General features: G+C 71.5%; 14 protein-coding genes. 5 read left to right on the forward strand and 9 right to left on the reverse strand.

The annotated features are described in order from the left end of the window. Together Q0C81_RS06300 and Q0C81_RS06305 are read right to left on the reverse strand one after the other, a co-directional pair. A partial coding sequence (locus Q0C81_RS06300; RefSeq protein ID WP_291835158.1) for a DUF2125 domain-containing protein occupies window positions 1-521 on the reverse strand: 521 nt, incomplete at its 3' end. Window positions 522-679: 158 nt separating this feature from the next. Continuing rightward, on the reverse strand, window positions 680-3,448 hold the full coding sequence (locus Q0C81_RS06305; protein ID WP_291835189.1) for an ATP-dependent DNA helicase: 2,769 nt from the start codon (window positions 3,446-3,448) through the stop codon (window positions 680-682). Window positions 3,449-3,605: 157 nt separating this feature from the next. Here Q0C81_RS06305 and Q0C81_RS06310 point away from each other — a divergent pair, with 157 nt between their 5' ends. From Q0C81_RS06310 to Q0C81_RS06320, 3 genes are read left to right on the forward strand one after another with little or no spacing between them, the layout of a single operon-like run. Further along, window positions 3,606-6,113, forward strand: a complete 2,508-nt coding sequence (locus tag Q0C81_RS06310) for a ligase-associated DNA damage response DEXH box helicase (RefSeq protein WP_291835160.1) — start codon at window positions 3,606-3,608, stop codon at window positions 6,111-6,113. Next, a complete protein-coding gene (gene pdeM, locus Q0C81_RS06315; RefSeq protein ID WP_291835163.1) occupies window positions 6,110-6,841 on the forward strand; it encodes a ligase-associated DNA damage response endonuclease PdeM in 732 nt (243 codons plus the stop codon). Before Q0C81_RS06310 ends, pdeM begins: the two co-directional genes overlap by 4 nt. 12 nt (window positions 6,842-6,853) lie before the next feature. Continuing rightward, window positions 6,854-7,315 carry a hypothetical protein gene (locus Q0C81_RS06320; RefSeq protein ID WP_291835166.1) on the forward strand — a complete coding sequence of 154 codons (462 nt, stop codon included), beginning with the start codon at window positions 6,854-6,856 and terminating at the stop codon, window positions 7,313-7,315. Between the two features lie 73 nt (window positions 7,316-7,388). Here the strand turns inward: Q0C81_RS06320 and Q0C81_RS06325 are convergent, their stop codons facing one another. From Q0C81_RS06325 to Q0C81_RS06340, 4 genes are read right to left on the reverse strand one after another with little or no spacing between them, the layout of a single operon-like run. Then, the gene (locus tag Q0C81_RS06325; RefSeq protein WP_291835169.1) at window positions 7,389-8,120 is read right to left on the reverse strand and encodes a 1-acyl-sn-glycerol-3-phosphate acyltransferase; all 732 of its coding nucleotides are present in this window, start codon (window positions 8,118-8,120) and stop codon (window positions 7,389-7,391) included. Between the two features lie 2 nt (window positions 8,121-8,122). Beyond that, entirely contained in the window at window positions 8,123-8,764 is a 642-nt protein-coding gene (locus tag Q0C81_RS06330; RefSeq protein ID WP_291835172.1) for a YdcF family protein, read from the reverse strand. A gap of 9 nt (window positions 8,765-8,773) precedes the next feature. Next, window positions 8,774-9,655, reverse strand: a complete 882-nt coding sequence (locus Q0C81_RS06335) for an ABC transporter permease (protein WP_291835175.1) — start codon at window positions 9,653-9,655, stop codon at window positions 8,774-8,776. Next, window positions 9,652-10,362 carry a cell division ATP-binding protein FtsE gene (locus tag Q0C81_RS06340; RefSeq protein ID WP_291835178.1) on the reverse strand — a complete coding sequence of 237 codons (711 nt, stop codon included), beginning with the start codon at window positions 10,360-10,362 and terminating at the stop codon, window positions 9,652-9,654. Before Q0C81_RS06340 ends, Q0C81_RS06335 begins: the two co-directional genes overlap by 4 nt. Window positions 10,363-10,429: 67 nt before the next feature. Between Q0C81_RS06340 and Q0C81_RS06345 the strand changes: the two genes are divergently transcribed. Then, complete coding sequence (locus Q0C81_RS06345) at window positions 10,430-11,404, forward strand: MJ0042-type zinc finger domain-containing protein (protein WP_291835180.1); 975 nt, start codon at window positions 10,430-10,432, stop codon at window positions 11,402-11,404. Continuing rightward, window positions 11,397-11,933, forward strand: a complete 537-nt coding sequence (locus Q0C81_RS06350) for a phosphoribosyltransferase (RefSeq protein ID WP_291835181.1) — start codon at window positions 11,397-11,399, stop codon at window positions 11,931-11,933. Before Q0C81_RS06345 ends, Q0C81_RS06350 begins: the two co-directional genes overlap by 8 nt. 96 nt (window positions 11,934-12,029) lie before the next feature. Here the strand turns inward: Q0C81_RS06350 and lysA are convergent, their stop codons facing one another. The 3 genes from lysA to argH are packed head-to-tail and all read right to left on the reverse strand — an operon-like array spanning window position 12,030 to window position 14,947. Then, entirely contained in the window at window positions 12,030-13,319 is a 1,290-nt protein-coding gene (lysA, locus tag Q0C81_RS06355; protein ID WP_291835184.1) for a diaminopimelate decarboxylase, read from the reverse strand. Between the two features lie 18 nt (window positions 13,320-13,337). Beyond that, window positions 13,338-13,574, reverse strand: a complete 237-nt coding sequence (locus Q0C81_RS06360) for a hypothetical protein (RefSeq protein ID WP_291835186.1) — start codon at window positions 13,572-13,574, stop codon at window positions 13,338-13,340. A gap of 8 nt (window positions 13,575-13,582) precedes the next feature. Then, entirely contained in the window at window positions 13,583-14,947 is a 1,365-nt protein-coding gene (argH, locus tag Q0C81_RS06365; RefSeq protein WP_291835192.1) for an argininosuccinate lyase, read from the reverse strand. Window positions 14,948-14,978 lie beyond the last annotated feature (31 nt).

Raw genomic sequence — 14,978 nt, forward strand, 5'->3', positions numbered from 1 at the left:
AGCTGGATGTGCTCAGCCGAGGCGATGGGGAAGGGATCGGCCCCCGGATGGGCGGTGAAGACCGCGCGCACCAGCTCGACCCGCAGGTCGGGGAAGCGGTCACGCAGATGGCTGACACTCATGCGCAGGGCGTCGCCGCGCACCGCGACCTTGCCCTTGTCGGCGCGGGTCAGGGTCAGGCCCTCCGGGGCGATGATGACCCAGCGGTCCGGATTCCACGCATTGGCCTCGGCCACGATCTCGGGCGCCGCGACGCCGTGGCCCGACGGGGCCAGGATGTCGGCATGGGGGATCTCCACCCGCGCCCGGAACGGCCAGCCGGTGGTCGTCACCTCGGCGTGCCTGATGGTCCAGCCGTCCTGCTGCAGGGCCGCGACCTGGGCCTCCAGCCGCGTCTCGATCTGTTGCACCAGATAGAACCACCAGCCGGTCCACACCGCCAGGATCACCCCGGCGATCAGGAGGGGGCCGATGACGCCGCGGCGGGGGTGGCGGTAGGGTTGGTCGCTGGCGGCTGTCATTCAGGATCCGAAAAACACAGTGCGAAGAGTGCGAACAGGACGGAACGTACGAAGCCGCTCCCGGCGCCCATACGATGAAAAAGCGAGTGCGAAGAGTGCAATTCGCAGGCCGCGCCGCGCGGGCCCCGTCGGGCATGTGGACGGGGCCGGCGGCGGTTTCAAGACGACGGCTTGAGGAAGCCGCCGACCAGTTCGACCGCTTCCGCCAGCCCCATGCGCAGCACCTCGGTTCCCGGCGGCAGGCTGGCGAACAGGCGGGTGGGACAGGCGGCGTCCAGCATGACGAAGACGCCCTTGTCATCGGCCCGGCGGATCAGCCGCCCGAAGGCCTGGGCCATGCGGGCGCGGGCCAGGGCGTCGTCATAGGCGCGCCCCTGCGCCGAGCTGCCGCCGAACCGTTCGCGCCGGGCCTTGTGCAGCAGGTCGGGGCGCGGCCAGGGGACCCGGTCGAACGCGAGGATGCGCAGGGACCGCCCGGGCACGTCCACCCCGTCCCGCACCGCGTCGGTGCCCAGCAGGCAGCTGTCCTGCTCGGCCCGGAACACATCGACCAGCGCGCCGACCTCCAGCGGATCGACGTGCTGGGCGTACAGGGGGATGCCCGCTTTCGCGAGGTCCGGTCCCAGCCGCTCATAGACCGCCTTCAGCCGCCGGATGGCGGTGAACAGGCCCACGCCGCCGCCGCCCGCCGCCAGGAACAGTTCGCGCATCGCCGCCGCCGTCTGGCGCGTGTCGTCCTTGATCAGGTCGTTGACGACGATGACCCGGCTGTTCTCGGCGTAATCGAACGGGCTTTCGACCTTCAGCGTCCGCGCCGGTTCGATCAGCCGCGCCGCGCCGCTGCGCATCCGGGCCAGGTCGAACGGGTCCTCGGACATCGGATCGGACAGGGTGGCGCTGGTGATCAGCACTCCGTGCGAGGGCATGACCACGGCGGCCTCCAGCGGCACGGTCGGGTCGATCCAGTGGCGGCGCAGGGCCACGTCGTGGATGCGGCCGAAAGCCGCTTCGGCCGACAGCCAGTCGACGAAGTCGGGGTCCGCCTCGCCGGTGTCGCTGTCCAGCGCCGCCAGCATGGAGCGCCAGCCGGGCAGGGTCATGCGCGCGCGCCGGTCCAGCCCGCGCAGCGCGCCTTCGATACGGGCCCGGGACGAGCCGTCCAGTTCGACCGACTCGTCGTCCAGGATGTCCTCCAGGTGCCGCGACAGGGCCAGCAGGGGCGCCTCGACCGCCGCCAGGGTCCTGGCCGCCTCGCGCGCCGCGTCCAGCACCGGGTCGGTCACGGGACGCAGGGAGCATTCCATGCCGAACTCGATGCCGCCCGGCCCGCCGTTCTCGTTTGTCCGTGCGCGGAGTTGTTCCAGCGCCGCGACCAGGAACCGCTCGATCGGCCCGATCGGATTGACCTCGCCCGAGGCCGGGGCGATCCGTCCCGAGGCCCCTTCGCCCGGCAACTGGGCCGAGGCGTGGATGGCGTCCTGAAGCGCCTTCTGCGCCGCCTCATTGTCCGCGCAAAGGTCGCCCAGCCGCTGTTCCAGCCCGCGTCCGCGCCGCCCGCGCCCCTCCGGTCCCCGGATCCAGCGGCGCAGCTCGGCCGCCTCCTGGCCGGACAGACAGGCGGAGAAGGCGCTGTCGGCGGCGTCGAACAGGTGGTGGCCCTCGTCGAAGACGATGCGCTTCAGCGCCGCCGTCTCGCCGTCCTGCTTCAGCCCCCGCGCCGAGCGTGCGCCGTCGAAGGCGGCCTGGGTCATGACCAGGGCGTGGTTGGCGACGACCAGGTCGGCCCGGCGGCTGGCCCGGATGGTCTTCTCGACGAAACAGGTGCGGTAGTGGGGGCAGGCGGCGTGCACGCACTCGCCGCGCCGGTCGACCAGATTGGCCGCGCTGGCCTGCTGGCCGGCGGGGGTGGCGAACAGGCCGGGCAGCCAGCCGGGATAGTCGCCTCCGGTCATGTCGCCGTCGCGCGTATGCAGGGCCCAGCGTCCGGCCAGCGCCATGCCGATCAGGTCGCCGTTCCCCAGCTGGGCCGCCTGCACCATGTCCTGCAGGTTCAGCAGGCAGAGGTAGTTCTCGCGCCCCTTGCGGACGACGGCCTTCCTCTTGCGTTCGGCCGGGTCGGGCCACAGGGCGGCGCTCTCGCGGTCGATCTGGCGCTGCAGGGCGCGGGTGTAGGTCGAAACCCAGGCCGCGCCCTGATTGCGCTCGGCCCACAGCGAGGCCGGGGCCAGATAGCCCAGGGTCTTGCCGGTGCCGGTGCCGGCCTCGGCCAGCAGCACGCGCGGCCGGCCCTCCTCGTTGCGGGGCGAGAAGGCGTAGGCGGCCTCGGCCGCATAGTCGGACTGGGTCGGTCGGGTCTCGTCCAGCCCCGAGGCGTGCAGCAGCTTCTCCAGCCGGATGCGGGCGCTCTCGGAATCGACGGGGGCCGAGCCCGCCTCGCCGCGCGGCGCCTCGTCCTCCCACTCGGCCAGCCGGGACCAGACATCGAGGCCGCTGCCGCGATACTGCCGCGCCCTCAGCGGCTGATGTTGCAGGGCCCCCGCCACCCGCCACGACCAACTCCAGCCCGCCCGGGCCAGGGTCTCGTTCAGGGTGAAGGCGTCCTCGCGGTGCGGATAGGCCGGATCGGCCAGCTCCTTCAGCAGGCCCAGGGCCGCCTCGCGCAGGGCCCCGGCCTGGGCCTCCGCCCCCTTGGGCTCGCTCTGTCCCATGGCCAGGGCAAGTCCGCTCGGCGACGGGGCGCAGAACCGCGCCGGCCGCACGAAGGCGAACAGCTCCAGCACGTCCAGCAGGTCTTCCGACCGCGACGGCGGCGCGAGGCCCAGCCGCCGCGCCGTCAGGCTGGCGTGGGCGACCATCACGGGGCCGGTGGTGAAGACGCCCTCGGCGGCCCCGCGCCCGATCTTGCGCGCGCCCTCGTCGTCGCACATCGCCCCCGCCCCCGGCGGCACGGCCAGGGCGGCGGGCAGGGCCAGCCACGGCTCGTCGCCGGTCAGGGCGCTGGAGGAGGTGAGGGAGTCGGTGGACACGGTCCCTAGATAGTCGACAAGCAGATGAAACGGAACGGGAACATGCTATATCCCCTCCGTGACGTCCGCCGCCGTTCCCGCAACGCTTCCGCCGCTTTTCGCCGACTGGTTCGCGTCGCGCGGCTGGGCGCCGCGTCGGCATCAGCTGGAGATGATCGCGGCGGCCGAGGCCGGGTCGCACGCCATGCTGGTCGCCCCGACCGGCGGGGGCAAGACGCTGGCGGGCTTCCTGCCGTCCATGATCGACCTGGCCGAGCGTGGGCCGAGGCCGGCGACCGGGCCGGGCAGCGGGGTGCACACCCTGTACCTGTCGCCGCTGAAGGCCCTGACCACCGACGTCGAGCGCAACCTGATGACGCCCATCCGCGAGATCGGGCTGAACATCCACGTCGAGAGCCGCACCGGCGACACCAAACAGAGCAAGCGCCAGCGCCAGCGCGACTTCCCGCCCGACATCCTGCTGACCACGCCCGAGCAGCTGGCCCTGTTCTGCGCCTGGGACGGCGCGCGCAGCTATTTCGCCGACCTGAAATGCGTGGTGCTGGACGAGGTGCACGCGATCTGGAGCGGCAAGCGCGGGGACCTGCTGTCGCTGGGGCTGGGCCGGCTGCAGAAGTTCGCGCCGGAGATGCGGCGGGTGGCCCTCTCGGCGACGGTGGATGATCCGGAGATGATCGCGGGCTGGCTCAAGCCCTCCTCCGAAGCCCCCGTGACCATCGTTCGCGGCGATCCCGGCGCGCCGCCGGTGATCGACGTGCTGATCTCCGAGGGTCATGTGCCGTGGGCCGGGCACACGGGGGTCCATGCGATGCCCGAGGTCTATGACGCCCTGCGCCGGGCGGGGATGACCCTGATCTTCGTCAACACCCGCTGGCAGGCCGAGTTCGTGTTCCAGCAGTTGTGGGCCCTCAACGAGGACAGCCTGCCCATCGCCCTGCACCACGGCTCGCTGGCCGCCGAGCAGAGGCGCAAGGTCGAGGCGGCGATGGCGCGCGGCGACCTCAGGGCCGTGGTCTGCACCTCGACGCTGGACCTCGGCATCGACTGGGGCGACGTGGACCTGGTCATCCAGCTGGCCGCGCCCAAGGGGGCCAGCCGGCTGGTGCAGCGCATCGGCCGGGCCAACCACAGGCTGGACGAGCCCAGCCGCGCCCTGATGGTCCCCGCCAGCCGGTTTGAGATGCTGGAATGCCAGGCCGCGCGCGAGGCGGTGGCCGAGAACGCCTTCGACTGGGAGCCGGTGCATACCGGCACCCTCGACACCCTGGCCCAGCACATCATGGGCTGCGCCTGCTCCGAACCCTTCGTCATGGACGATCTGTATACGGAGGTTTCCGCCTGCGGCCCCTATCGCGGCCTGACCTATTCGCAGTTCGAGGAGGTGGTCGATCTGGTCGCCACCGGCGGATACGCGCTGCGCACCTATGAACGGTTCGCCCGCATCGTCCGCACCCACGAGGGGAAGTGGACGGTCCGCAACGCCGCGCTGGCCCAGAACCACCGCATGAACGTCGGAGCCATCGTCTCGGCCGCCAACCTGAACATCCGCGTCGCCAGCCGGCGGGGCCGGCAGCTGATGGGCGGCCGCAAGATCGGCGAGGCGGAGGAGTGGTATTTCGAGCAGATGTCGCCCGGCGACACCTTCCTGTTCGCCGGTCAGGTCTGGGCCTTCCAGGGCATCGCCGGGACGGACGCCCTGGTCACCTCCGCCGTCGACAAGGACCCGAAGATCCCGTCCTACGGCGGCTCCAAATTCCCGCTGGGCACCTCCCTGGCCGAGCGGGTGCGCGACATGGTGCAGGACCGCGACCACTGGCGCGTCCTGCCGCCGGACGTGCAGGAATGGCTGGAGCTGCAGGCGGTCCATTCGCGCATTCCCAAGGCGGGCGAACTGCTGATCGAGACCTTCCCGCGCGGCAACCGCCATTTCCTGATCGCCTATCCGTTCGAGGGACGGCTGGCGCACACGACCCTGGCCATGCTGCTGACCAAGCGGCTGGACCGGCTGGACGTGGGGCCGCTGGGCTTCGTGGTCACCGACTATTCTCTGGCCATCTGGTCGATCCGGCCGATGGACGCGCTCGATTTCGACGCCCTGTTCGAGCCCGACATGCTGGGCGACGACCTGGAGGCCTGGCTGGAGGAAAGCTTCATGATGAAGCGCAGCTTCCGCAACTGCGCCCTCATCTCGGGCCTGATCGAGCGGCGCCAGCCGGGGGCCGAGAAGACCGGGCGGCAGGTGACCTTCTCGACCGACCTGATCTACGACGTGCTGCGCCGCCACCAGCCCGACCATCTGCTGCTGCGCACCGCCCGGGCCGACGCCGCCTCGGGCCTGCTGGACGTGGCCCGGTTGGGCCAGCTCCTGAGCCGCATCCACGGCCATATCGCGCACCAGCGGCTGGATCGTCCGTCGCCCTTCTGCATCCCCGTGCTGGTCCAGATCGGGCGCGAGCGGGTCGGCGGCGGCGCGGCCGAGATCATCCTGTCCGAACGGGGGCTCGATTTCGCCGAGGAGACCCTGATCGCCGAGGTCATGGCCCCCGCGCCGGAGGGCGTGGCGTGAACGCCGCCCTGCGCGAAACCCTGTCCCCCTTCCGCCACCCCTGCGGCGGGCTGAAGGTGCGCATCGCCGGCGAGGCCTGCCTGCTGCGCTGTTCGGGCGCGCTGTGGGTGGTCGAGCATCGCACCCTGATCGCCTCCGACCTCCACCTCGAGAAGGGCTCGGCCTTCGCGGTGCGCGGCCAGATGCTGCCGCCCTACGACAGCCCCGCTACCCTGGCCAAGCTGGAGTCCGAGATCGAGGCCCTGGGTCCGGCCCGCGTCGTCCTGCTGGGCGACAGCTTCCACGACGCCAAGGCGGTCAATCGTCTGTCTACGGATGATCGCGACCGGCTGGTCCGGCTGGCCGTCGGGCGCGACTGGATCTGGCTGGAGGGCAACCACGATCTGGTGGCGCTGGCGGGCGCGCTGGACGCCCTGCCGGGCCGGGTCGTGACCACGACGGATCTCGGCGCCCTCCGCCTGATCCACGAGCCCCAGCCGGGCGAACAGCCGGGCGAGATCGCCGGCCACCTCCACCCCGCCGCCCGCGTCGCCGCCTATGGCCGGGGCGTGCGCCGCCCCTGCTTCGTCACTGATGGGCAAAGGCTGGTCATGCCCGCCTTCGGTGCCTTCACCGGCGGTCTGGATGTCAGGGACGTGGCGGTGGCGGGTCTGTTCAGGGAGCCGCCGATGGTCGCGGCGCTAGGGCGGGACAGGGTGCATGCGCTGGCGTGGGACAGCCTCCGCTAATAGGTTGAGGTCATGACCAGACTGTCCGTGATCGCCGCCCTTCTGCTCACTGCCTGCACGCCGACAGCGGTCCAGGTGCAAGGTGACGCCGCCATCCTACCCGGCAGCGCGGCGAAGCAGATGCTCGTGCAGTGCTCTCGTGAGGCGCCCGAGCCAGGCGAGGGTACGTGGGTCCCCGATTGGTCGGACATCGCGGCGCTGGAGGCCGCCTTGCCCGAAGCACTGGCCGGCCGCAGCGAGACCGGAGCGTTCGGCCACCGAAAGCCTCCGGAGGGGTGGAGCCGGCACTACGTGGGCCTGGTCCGGGACGGCCGCCGTTTCGTCTACGGCAGCTTCTTCCCCACCGGATCCGGGGTCGAATCGTCGCCTGACGAGGTCGTGAGAATCTGCGACGGCGGCCCCGCCTTCTTTGGGGTCGAGTTCGATGTCGGCGCCCGGCGCTTCACTCACCTCGCCTTCAACGGCATGGCCTGACAGGTCCGCGCCGATGCGGAGCCGGGCTGGGTCCGCTGTTGCCGGTCACAGTAGCCGGCAGTGGGGCAGGCCGTCAGGCGGGGAGCCGGGCAGGACGATCTTCGGGCAGCAGGGCGTTGGAGGCCGTCTCGATCTGCTCTTCCAGCTGCGCCATGAACTCGGCCCGCTTCAGGCCGGCAGGGATGACGGGCAGGAACTCGTAGATCACCACGCCCGGATAGCGGCGGAAGCCGTGGGCGGGCCAGTGGACGCCTGAGTTGGTGGCGATGGGGGTGCAGGGCGCATCCAGGTCGCGGTACAGGGCCGCGATGCCGGGCTTGTAGTCGGGGGCGGCGCCGACCTCGGCGCGGGTGCCCTCCGGGAAGATCAGGATCTGTCGGCCCTCGGCGAAGCGGGCGCGGGCCTGTTTGACCATGTCCTTCAGCGCCTTGGCGTGGGCCGAACGGTCGACGGCGATCATCTTCGTCTTCCAGGCGAACCAGCCGAAGAAGGGCAGGGGCATCAGCTCCTTCTTCATGATGAAGCAGTTGTCCGGCAGCACGGCGAAGGGCGCGATGACGTCCAGCATGCTCTGGTGCTTGCCGGCCAGCAGGGCGGCGCCGGCCGGGCGGTGCTCCAGTCCGTGGAACTCCACCTTCACCCCGGCGATCCAGCGCAGGCCGAACAGGACGAATTTCGACCACCCCCGGATCACCCACATGGCCGGGCGGTAGGGCAGCAGAAGCATCGGCGACAGGCCGACGGCGAACAGGGCCATCGACAGATACAGCCAGACGACGAAGACGAGCGAACGCAGGGTGGTCACGATCAGGCGGCCTTTTCTTGCGGCGCGGCCCCGGTCGATGCGTCGGCGGCCGGGCGGCCTTCGCCGGTGATCTTGCCCACGGCGACGCGGCCCAGGGCGGCGAGGTATTTCATATATTCCAGCGTCATGCGCCGGGCGGTCACCGCCGCCCGCCACCAGCGCGAATTGTCCAGCGACGGCGTCTCGACCGCATAGGCGGTCAACTGGACCCCCGGGGCGGCGGCGCGGATCTCGGTCAGGGCGCGGGCCATGTGGTAGTCCGAGGTCACCACGATCAGGCTGTCATAGCCCTTGGCGTCGGCCCAGGCGGCGATCTCCTGGGCGTTGCCGACGGTGTCCTCCGCCTCGAAGCCCAGATCGACGCAGCAGTTGAACAGGCGGTTCGAACCCGGGGTCAGGGCGCGCAGTTCCTGGCGGCGGACCTCGCGGTTGACGCCCGAGATCAGGACCCGGCGGCCCTTGTCCTGCTCCAGCAGGCGAATGGCGGCGTTGACCCGTTCGGCCGACGGGCCGGTCAGGGCCACGATGGCGTCGGCGCGCTCAGGCTCGGGCGCGGGCGTATAGCCGCGCACGCGTTCGGCGAACACGAACAGGCCGATCAGCCAGATCAACGCCAGAATGGCGATGAAAGTCAGAAACTTCATGCCCTTAGCCTACCCGCGGAGCCGCAGTCGCGCCAGCGCGGTGAAGCGCGCCGCGACAAGCGCCACCGTAGCCGCCAACAGGGGACATGGCGAGAGGATCAGCACGTCGGTCCAGGCCACCGGCAGGGCGGGCGACAGGCCTTCGCTGCCGCCCAGCAGCCGCAGGGCCGAGGCCGCTCCCATGGCCGCCAGCGCCCCCGCCGCGCCCGCGCCCGCCGCCAGCAGGCCGTAGCGGCGCTGGTACAGGCCCGCGATGCGTTCGTCCGAGGCGCCGTTCAGGCTCAGGGTCTCGATCACCGCCGCCTGGGCCGCCATTCCGGCGCGGGTCGCATAGGCCACCGCCGCGCCCGCCGCGCCCGCCGTCAGCAGGAAGGCCAGGGCCGCCAGCACGGTGATCAGGCCCGCCGACCGCTCCGCCTCGCCGCGCCACAGGCTGTGATCGTCGACCGTGGCGTCCACCCCCGCCTGGGCCAGGGCGCGGCTCAGGCTGACGGCGCTGGCCGGAGCGTCGCGGTCCAGCCGGACGGTGACCAGATAGGGCAGGGGCAGGTCGGGCAGGACGGCGTCGCCGATCCAGGGCCGCAGCAGGGCCTCGGCGGTCTTGCGGTCCATGGCCTCGGCCTCCTCGACGCCCGTGACCCCCGCTAGGGTCTCGGCGGCGCGGGCGGCGGCGGCGTCGCCGGTCTCGCCCACGCGCGGACGGACCTGCACCGTCGCCTCGGCCCGCAGAGCCCGGGCCCAGCCGTGCGCCGCCCGATCCGCGGCCAGGGCCCCCACGGCGGACAGGCAGGCCAGGAAGCACAGCACGGCGATCACCGCGGCCAGCCAGGGCTCTCCGCCCGTGTCGCGGGGCAGGATGGGCGTGCGTCGGGGGAACCAGCGGTCGATCATGCGGCGCCTCCGGTCAGCCGGCCGCCGTCCAGCGTCAATACCGTCGCCCCGGACCGCGCGGCCAGCTCGGCGTCATGGCTGGCGATCAGGACGGTGGTCCCCAGCCGGTTCATAGACTGGAACAGCTTCAGCAGCCGCCCGGCCATGACGGCGTCGACATTGCCGGTCGGCTCGTCGGCCACGATCAGCTCCGGCCCCGTCACCACGGCGCGGGCGATGGCCAGGCGCTGCTTCTCCCCGCCCGACAGGGCCGGGGGCCGCGCGTCCAGCTTCTCGCCCAGCCCGACCCATTCCAGCATCTCGTGGACATTGTCGGCGTAGTCGGCGGTCTTCGCCCCCGCCAGCCGCAGCGGCAGGGCCACATTCTCCCAGGCGCTGAGGTGGTCCAGCAGGCGGAAGTCCTGGAAGATCACGCCCATCCGGCGACGGAAGGCGGGCAGGTCCGCGCGCCGCGCCGTCCCCGCCTCCTCGCCGAACAGCTCGAGCGACCCGGACTGTGGCTGTTCGGCCAGCGTCAGCAGCTTCAACAGCGTCGTCTTTCCCGCGCCCGACGGCCCGGTAAGGAAGTGGAAAGAGCCGGCAGGCAAAGTCAGGTTAACGTCCCGCAGCACGCCGGGCGTCTCCACGTAGCCGAAACCCACCCCGCGAAGGCGGACGGTGGCGGGCGACGAGGCGGCATCGGCGGCGCGACGGGGCTGGACGGACATCGAATTCTGGATCGGGACGCGGCTGGGCCGCGACGGGAGGGGGCGAAGAGCCTCGCAGTCGGCGCACATGATACTGACCTGCCCGTCCTGCGCCACCAGCTATTTCACCCCGGACGATGCGATCGGGGCGAACGGCCGCACCGTGCGCTGCAAGACCTGCAAACACACCTGGCGCGCCACCCTGGACGAGCCGCTGGAACTGTCCGCGGCCATGCCTGAGGAGCCGTCCAGCTTCGCCCGCCACGACGACTCCACCGCCGAATCACTGGCCGAGACCCCGGCCCCCGAACTGCCCAAGGCCTTTCGCGCCCGCGCCGAACAGCAGCGCCGCCTGCGCCGCGCCGCCACCCACGGGGTGGTCTGGGCGGGCGTGGCCTCCGGCTTCGCCGCCCTGCTGGGCGCCGCCTGGCTGTTCCGGGTCGATGTGGTCGAGATGGCTCCGCGCACGGCGGCGGCCTACGCCGCCGTCGGCCTGACCGTGAACCCCACCGGGCTGGACTTCGAAGCCGTCACGGCCCGCCCCCTGCCCAATGATCCGGGCAAGGTCCTGGTCTCCGGCGCCCTGCGGAACGTGCGGGACAACGAGCGGATCGCCCCGCCGGTCCGCGTCGCCCTGCTGGACGCCCACGGCGCGGAGATCGGCTACGCCATCGTCGATATCGACGCCGCGCCGGTTCTGCCCGGCAAGGTGCAGGGCTTCGCCGCCGTCATCCCCGACCCGGGCGCGCGTGGCCAGGGCATCGACGTCGACTTCGTGCTGGAGCCCGCGCCCAGGGCCGCCCCGGCCCATGTGGAGGCGGCGCCCGCGCCCGCCCATCCGCCTCTCCGGCCGCCCCCTCCCGCCGCGCCCGCGTCCGCGCACGGTCCGGCGGCGCACACGATTCCGGTCTCCGCCGATGTCGGCCTGCGTCCGGCCCTGACGCCCGGGGCGACGGTCCCGCTGGACATGCGTCCGGTCGACGCCGTGCCGCTGGCGATGGAAGACCGCGCGCCCCCTCTCGACTCGCACGCCCCGAGGGCGGTATCGGCGGGACATGGCTGACACCACACCGATGACGCCCACCGTGCTGCTCCCCGAGGCGGAGGTGCAGCGCATCGTCGCCGACCTCGCCACGCAGATCGCCCCCGTCATCGACGACGAGACCGTCGCCGCCGTCCTGCTGACCGGCGGGCTGTGGTTCGCCGCCGACCTGACCCGCGCCCTGTCGCGGCTGGGTCGCAACGTCCGCTTCGACGCCCTGTGGCTGGCCTCCTACGGCGATGAGCAGTCCAGCCGGGGTCGGATCGACGTCTATGCCGACTTCCAGCGTTCCATCGAGGGCCGCCGCGTCCTCATCGTCGACGACGTCTTCGATACGGGCCTGTCTCTGGCCGAGGCGGTTCGCATCGCGAAGGCGAAGGGGGCGTCGGAAGTCCTTACCGTCGTCTTCGCCAAGAAGCCCTGGCCTCTGCCCCGCGCCCCCGAGCCCGACTTCGTAGGCTGGGAGGCGCCGAACCGGTTCCTGGTCGGATACGGGCTGGATCACGCTGGGGCGCTGCGAGGGCTGCCGGATGTGTGCGCGCTGGACTGAAGGCAGGTAGGCAGTAGGCAGATAGGCAGTAGGGCCGGGGTATCAGGTCTGGGCTCGAAATCCCTACTGCCTATGCCTACCTGCCTACTGCCCTCTTCAAAGCCATTCCGCCTTCGGCTCGCGCGCCCACATTTCGTCGTAGCTCGGACGCGGCCTTACGACTGCCCAGCGCTCGCCGTCCACCAGCACCTCCGCCACCAGCGGCCGCGAGTTGTACTCGCTCGACAGCACCGCCCCATAGGCGCCCGCGCTGAGGAAGGCGACCAGGTCGCCCGCCTGCAGCGGCGCCAACTGGCGGTCCCGGGCGAAGATGTCCGTCGACTCGCAGATCGGTCCCACGAGGTCATAAAGCCCCGCCTCGCCCTCGCGCGGCGTCACCGGCACCAGATCGTGGAAGGCGTCGTACAGCGCGGGCCGCATCAGGTCGTTCATCCCGGCGTCCAGCACCAGGAAGCGGCGCCCATCCGCGCGCTCATTGACCTGGATCACCCGGCTGACCAGCACGCCCGCGTTGGCGGCCAGCAGGCGGCCGGGCTCGAAAGCCGCCTCGACCTCCAGCCCGTCCAGCACGCGGGCGCACATGGCCGCATAGTCGGCGATGGACGGCAGATCCGTCTGGCCGTGATAGGGCACGCCCAGCCCGCCGCCGAGATCCAGCCGCGTCACGGCGCAGCCCCGGGCGCGCAGCGTCTCCACCACGCCGCGGATGGTGCGGAAGGCCGCCTCCATCGGGGCCAGGTCGGTGATCTGGCTGCCGATATGGCAGGCCAGGCCGACCGGCGTCACATGGGCCGAGGCGGTGGCGCGGACATAGAGGGCGATGGCCTCCTCGACCGGCACGCCGAACTTGTCCGTCGCCCCGCCGGTGGTGATCTTGGCGTGGCCGCCCGCGCCGATGTTCGGATTGACCCGCACGGCGATGGCGGGCGCGGCGTCCTTCGCCGCCGCGACTGCGATCAGCCGGTCCAGCTCGGCGCCGCTCTCGACATTGATCTGGCGTACGCCGGTCTCGATGGCGAAGGCCAGTTCGGCGTCGGTCTTGCCCACGCCCGAGAAGATGATCCGGTCCGCCGGAATGCCCGCCGCAAGCGCGCGGCGGATCTCGCCCTCCGACACCGTGTCGGCGCCGCAACCCAGCTTCGCCAGCGTCGCCAGCACCGACAGGTTGGAATTGGCCTTCACCGCGAAGGCGATCAGGGCCCCATCCTTGCTGGAACCGCCCAGCGCATCGCGATGCGCGTCCACCGCCTGGCGCAGCAGATTGTAGTGCCGGGTGAGGGTGGCGGTCGAATAGACATAGACCGGGGTGCCGACGGCTTCGGCGATCTCGGACAGGGGCGCGCCTTCGGCGTGCAGCGCGCCGTCGATCAGGTCGAAATGGTTCAATTCGCTATCCGGGGAGGATCAGCGCGGGCTGTTGCCGGCGCCGTCGAAGGGGGTCGATCCGGGGCCGCCGTCGATCGGCAGCTCGCGGTTAGGGCGGTTGACCGTGGCGGGCTCCGGCAGGCCGGGCGCGCGGCCGCTGCGTTCGCTACGCTCGGTCTTCTTGGCGGGCGGGGCGTCCAGATCGGCCATGCGGCCGCAGGCCGAGGCGGAGACCGCGATCAGGGCGGCGACGCCCGCGAGAACCAGCTTTTTCATGAAATCCCCTAGAGACGCATCTTCCATTCGGCGACCCGCGTCCGGACCTGATCCGGCGCGGTTCCCCCGAAGCTTTGGCGGCTGGCGCAGGAGGCCTCAGGCGAGAGCACCTTGTACACCCCTTCCGTCACGCCGGGATGCAGCTTCTGCAATTCTTCCAGCGGCAGTTGCGACAGGCCCACGCCCAGGGTCTCGGCCCGCTTCACCGCCGCGCCGGTGACGTGGTGCGCCTGGCGGAACGGCAGGTTCAGCTCGCGCACCAGCCAGTCGGCCAGGTCTGTCGCGGTCGAGAAGCCGGCGCCGGCCGCCGCGGCCATCCGCTCCGTGTTCGGAATCAGGGCCGCGACCATGGCCGTCATGGCGCCCAGCGCCAGGTCCAGGGCGTCGAAGGCCTCGAACACAGGCGGCTTGTCCTCCTGCATGTCCTTCGAATAGGCCAGCGGCAGGCCCTTCATCACCGTCGACAGGGCCACGAACGAGCCGATGATCCGCCCCGTCTTGGCGCGCACCAGTTCGGCGGCGTCCGGATTACGCTTCTGCGGCATGATCGACGAGCCGGTGGTCAGGTCGTCGGGCAGGCTGGCGAAACCGAACATCGGCGTCATCCAGATCACGATCTCCTCGGCCAGCCGCGACAGGTGTCCGGCGGTGATCGAGGCGGCGGCCAGGCTTTCCAGCGCGAAGTCGCGGTCCGACACGGCGTCCAGCGAATTGGCCATGGGCCGGTCGAAGCCCAGTGCCGAGGCGGTCATGTGCCGGTCGATGGGGAAGGGCGACCCCGCCAGGGCCGCGGCGCCCAGCGGGTTCTCGTTCATGCGCGCGCGAGCGTCGGCGAAGCGCCAGGCGTCGCGGCCGAACATCTCGACATAGGCCATCAGGTGATGGCCCAGGGTCACCGGCTGGGCGGTCTGCAGATGGGTGAAGCCGGGCATCAGGTCGCCGGCGTGCTGTTCGGCCCGGGCCAGCAGGGCCTTCTGCAGGCCCTTCAGCTGCACCACCTGCCGGTCGCAGGCGTCGCGCACCCACAGGCGGAAGTCCGTCGCCACCTGGTCGTTGCGGCTGCGCGCGGTGTGCAGCCGGCCCGAGGGTTCGCCGATCAGCTCGGCCAGCCGGGCCTCCACATTCATGTGGATGTCCTCGAACTGGTCGCGGAACGGGAAGCTGCCGTCGCGGATCTCGCCCTCGATGGCGTCCAGCCCGCCCAGGATGGCGTCGGCGTCCGCCTGCTGAATGATTCCCTGCGCCGCCAGCATGCGGCAATGTGCGCGCGACCCGGCCAGGTCCTGGGCCCACAAACGCTGGTCCACGCCGATGGAGACGTTGATCGCCTGCATGATTTCGGCGGGTTTCGCCGAGAAGCGGCCGCCCCACATGTCTTGACCTTTCGCGCCCTGAGGGGCTTTG

It is taken from the genome of Brevundimonas sp., assembly GCF_023259385.1.
Taxonomy (GTDB): Bacteria; Pseudomonadota; Alphaproteobacteria; order Caulobacterales; family Caulobacteraceae; genus Brevundimonas.

Coding starts and splice junctions, on each gene's coding strand:
- Q0C81_RS06305 (WP_291835189.1), bottom strand. CDS start 3,448: ATGTGCGACGACGAGGGCGCGCGCAAGATCGGGCGCGGGGCCGCCGAG.
- Q0C81_RS06320 (WP_291835166.1), top strand. CDS start 6,854: ATGACCAGACTGTCCGTGATCGCCGCCCTTCTGCTCACTGCCTGCACG.
- Q0C81_RS06330 (WP_291835172.1), bottom strand. CDS start 8,764: ATGAAGTTTCTGACTTTCATCGCCATTCTGGCGTTGATCTGGCTGATC.
- Q0C81_RS06335 (WP_291835175.1), bottom strand. CDS start 9,655: ATGATCGACCGCTGGTTCCCCCGACGCACGCCCATCCTGCCCCGCGAC.
- Q0C81_RS06340 (WP_291835178.1), bottom strand. CDS start 10,362: ATGTCCGTCCAGCCCCGTCGCGCCGCCGATGCCGCCTCGTCGCCCGCC.
- Q0C81_RS06345 (WP_291835180.1), top strand. CDS start 10,430: ATGATACTGACCTGCCCGTCCTGCGCCACCAGCTATTTCACCCCGGAC.
- Q0C81_RS06350 (WP_291835181.1), top strand. CDS start 11,397: ATGGCTGACACCACACCGATGACGCCCACCGTGCTGCTCCCCGAGGCG.
- Q0C81_RS06360 (WP_291835186.1), bottom strand. CDS start 13,574: ATGAAAAAGCTGGTTCTCGCGGGCGTCGCCGCCCTGATCGCGGTCTCC.
- argH (WP_291835192.1), bottom strand. CDS start 14,947: ATGTGGGGCGGCCGCTTCTCGGCGAAACCCGCCGAAATCATGCAGGCG.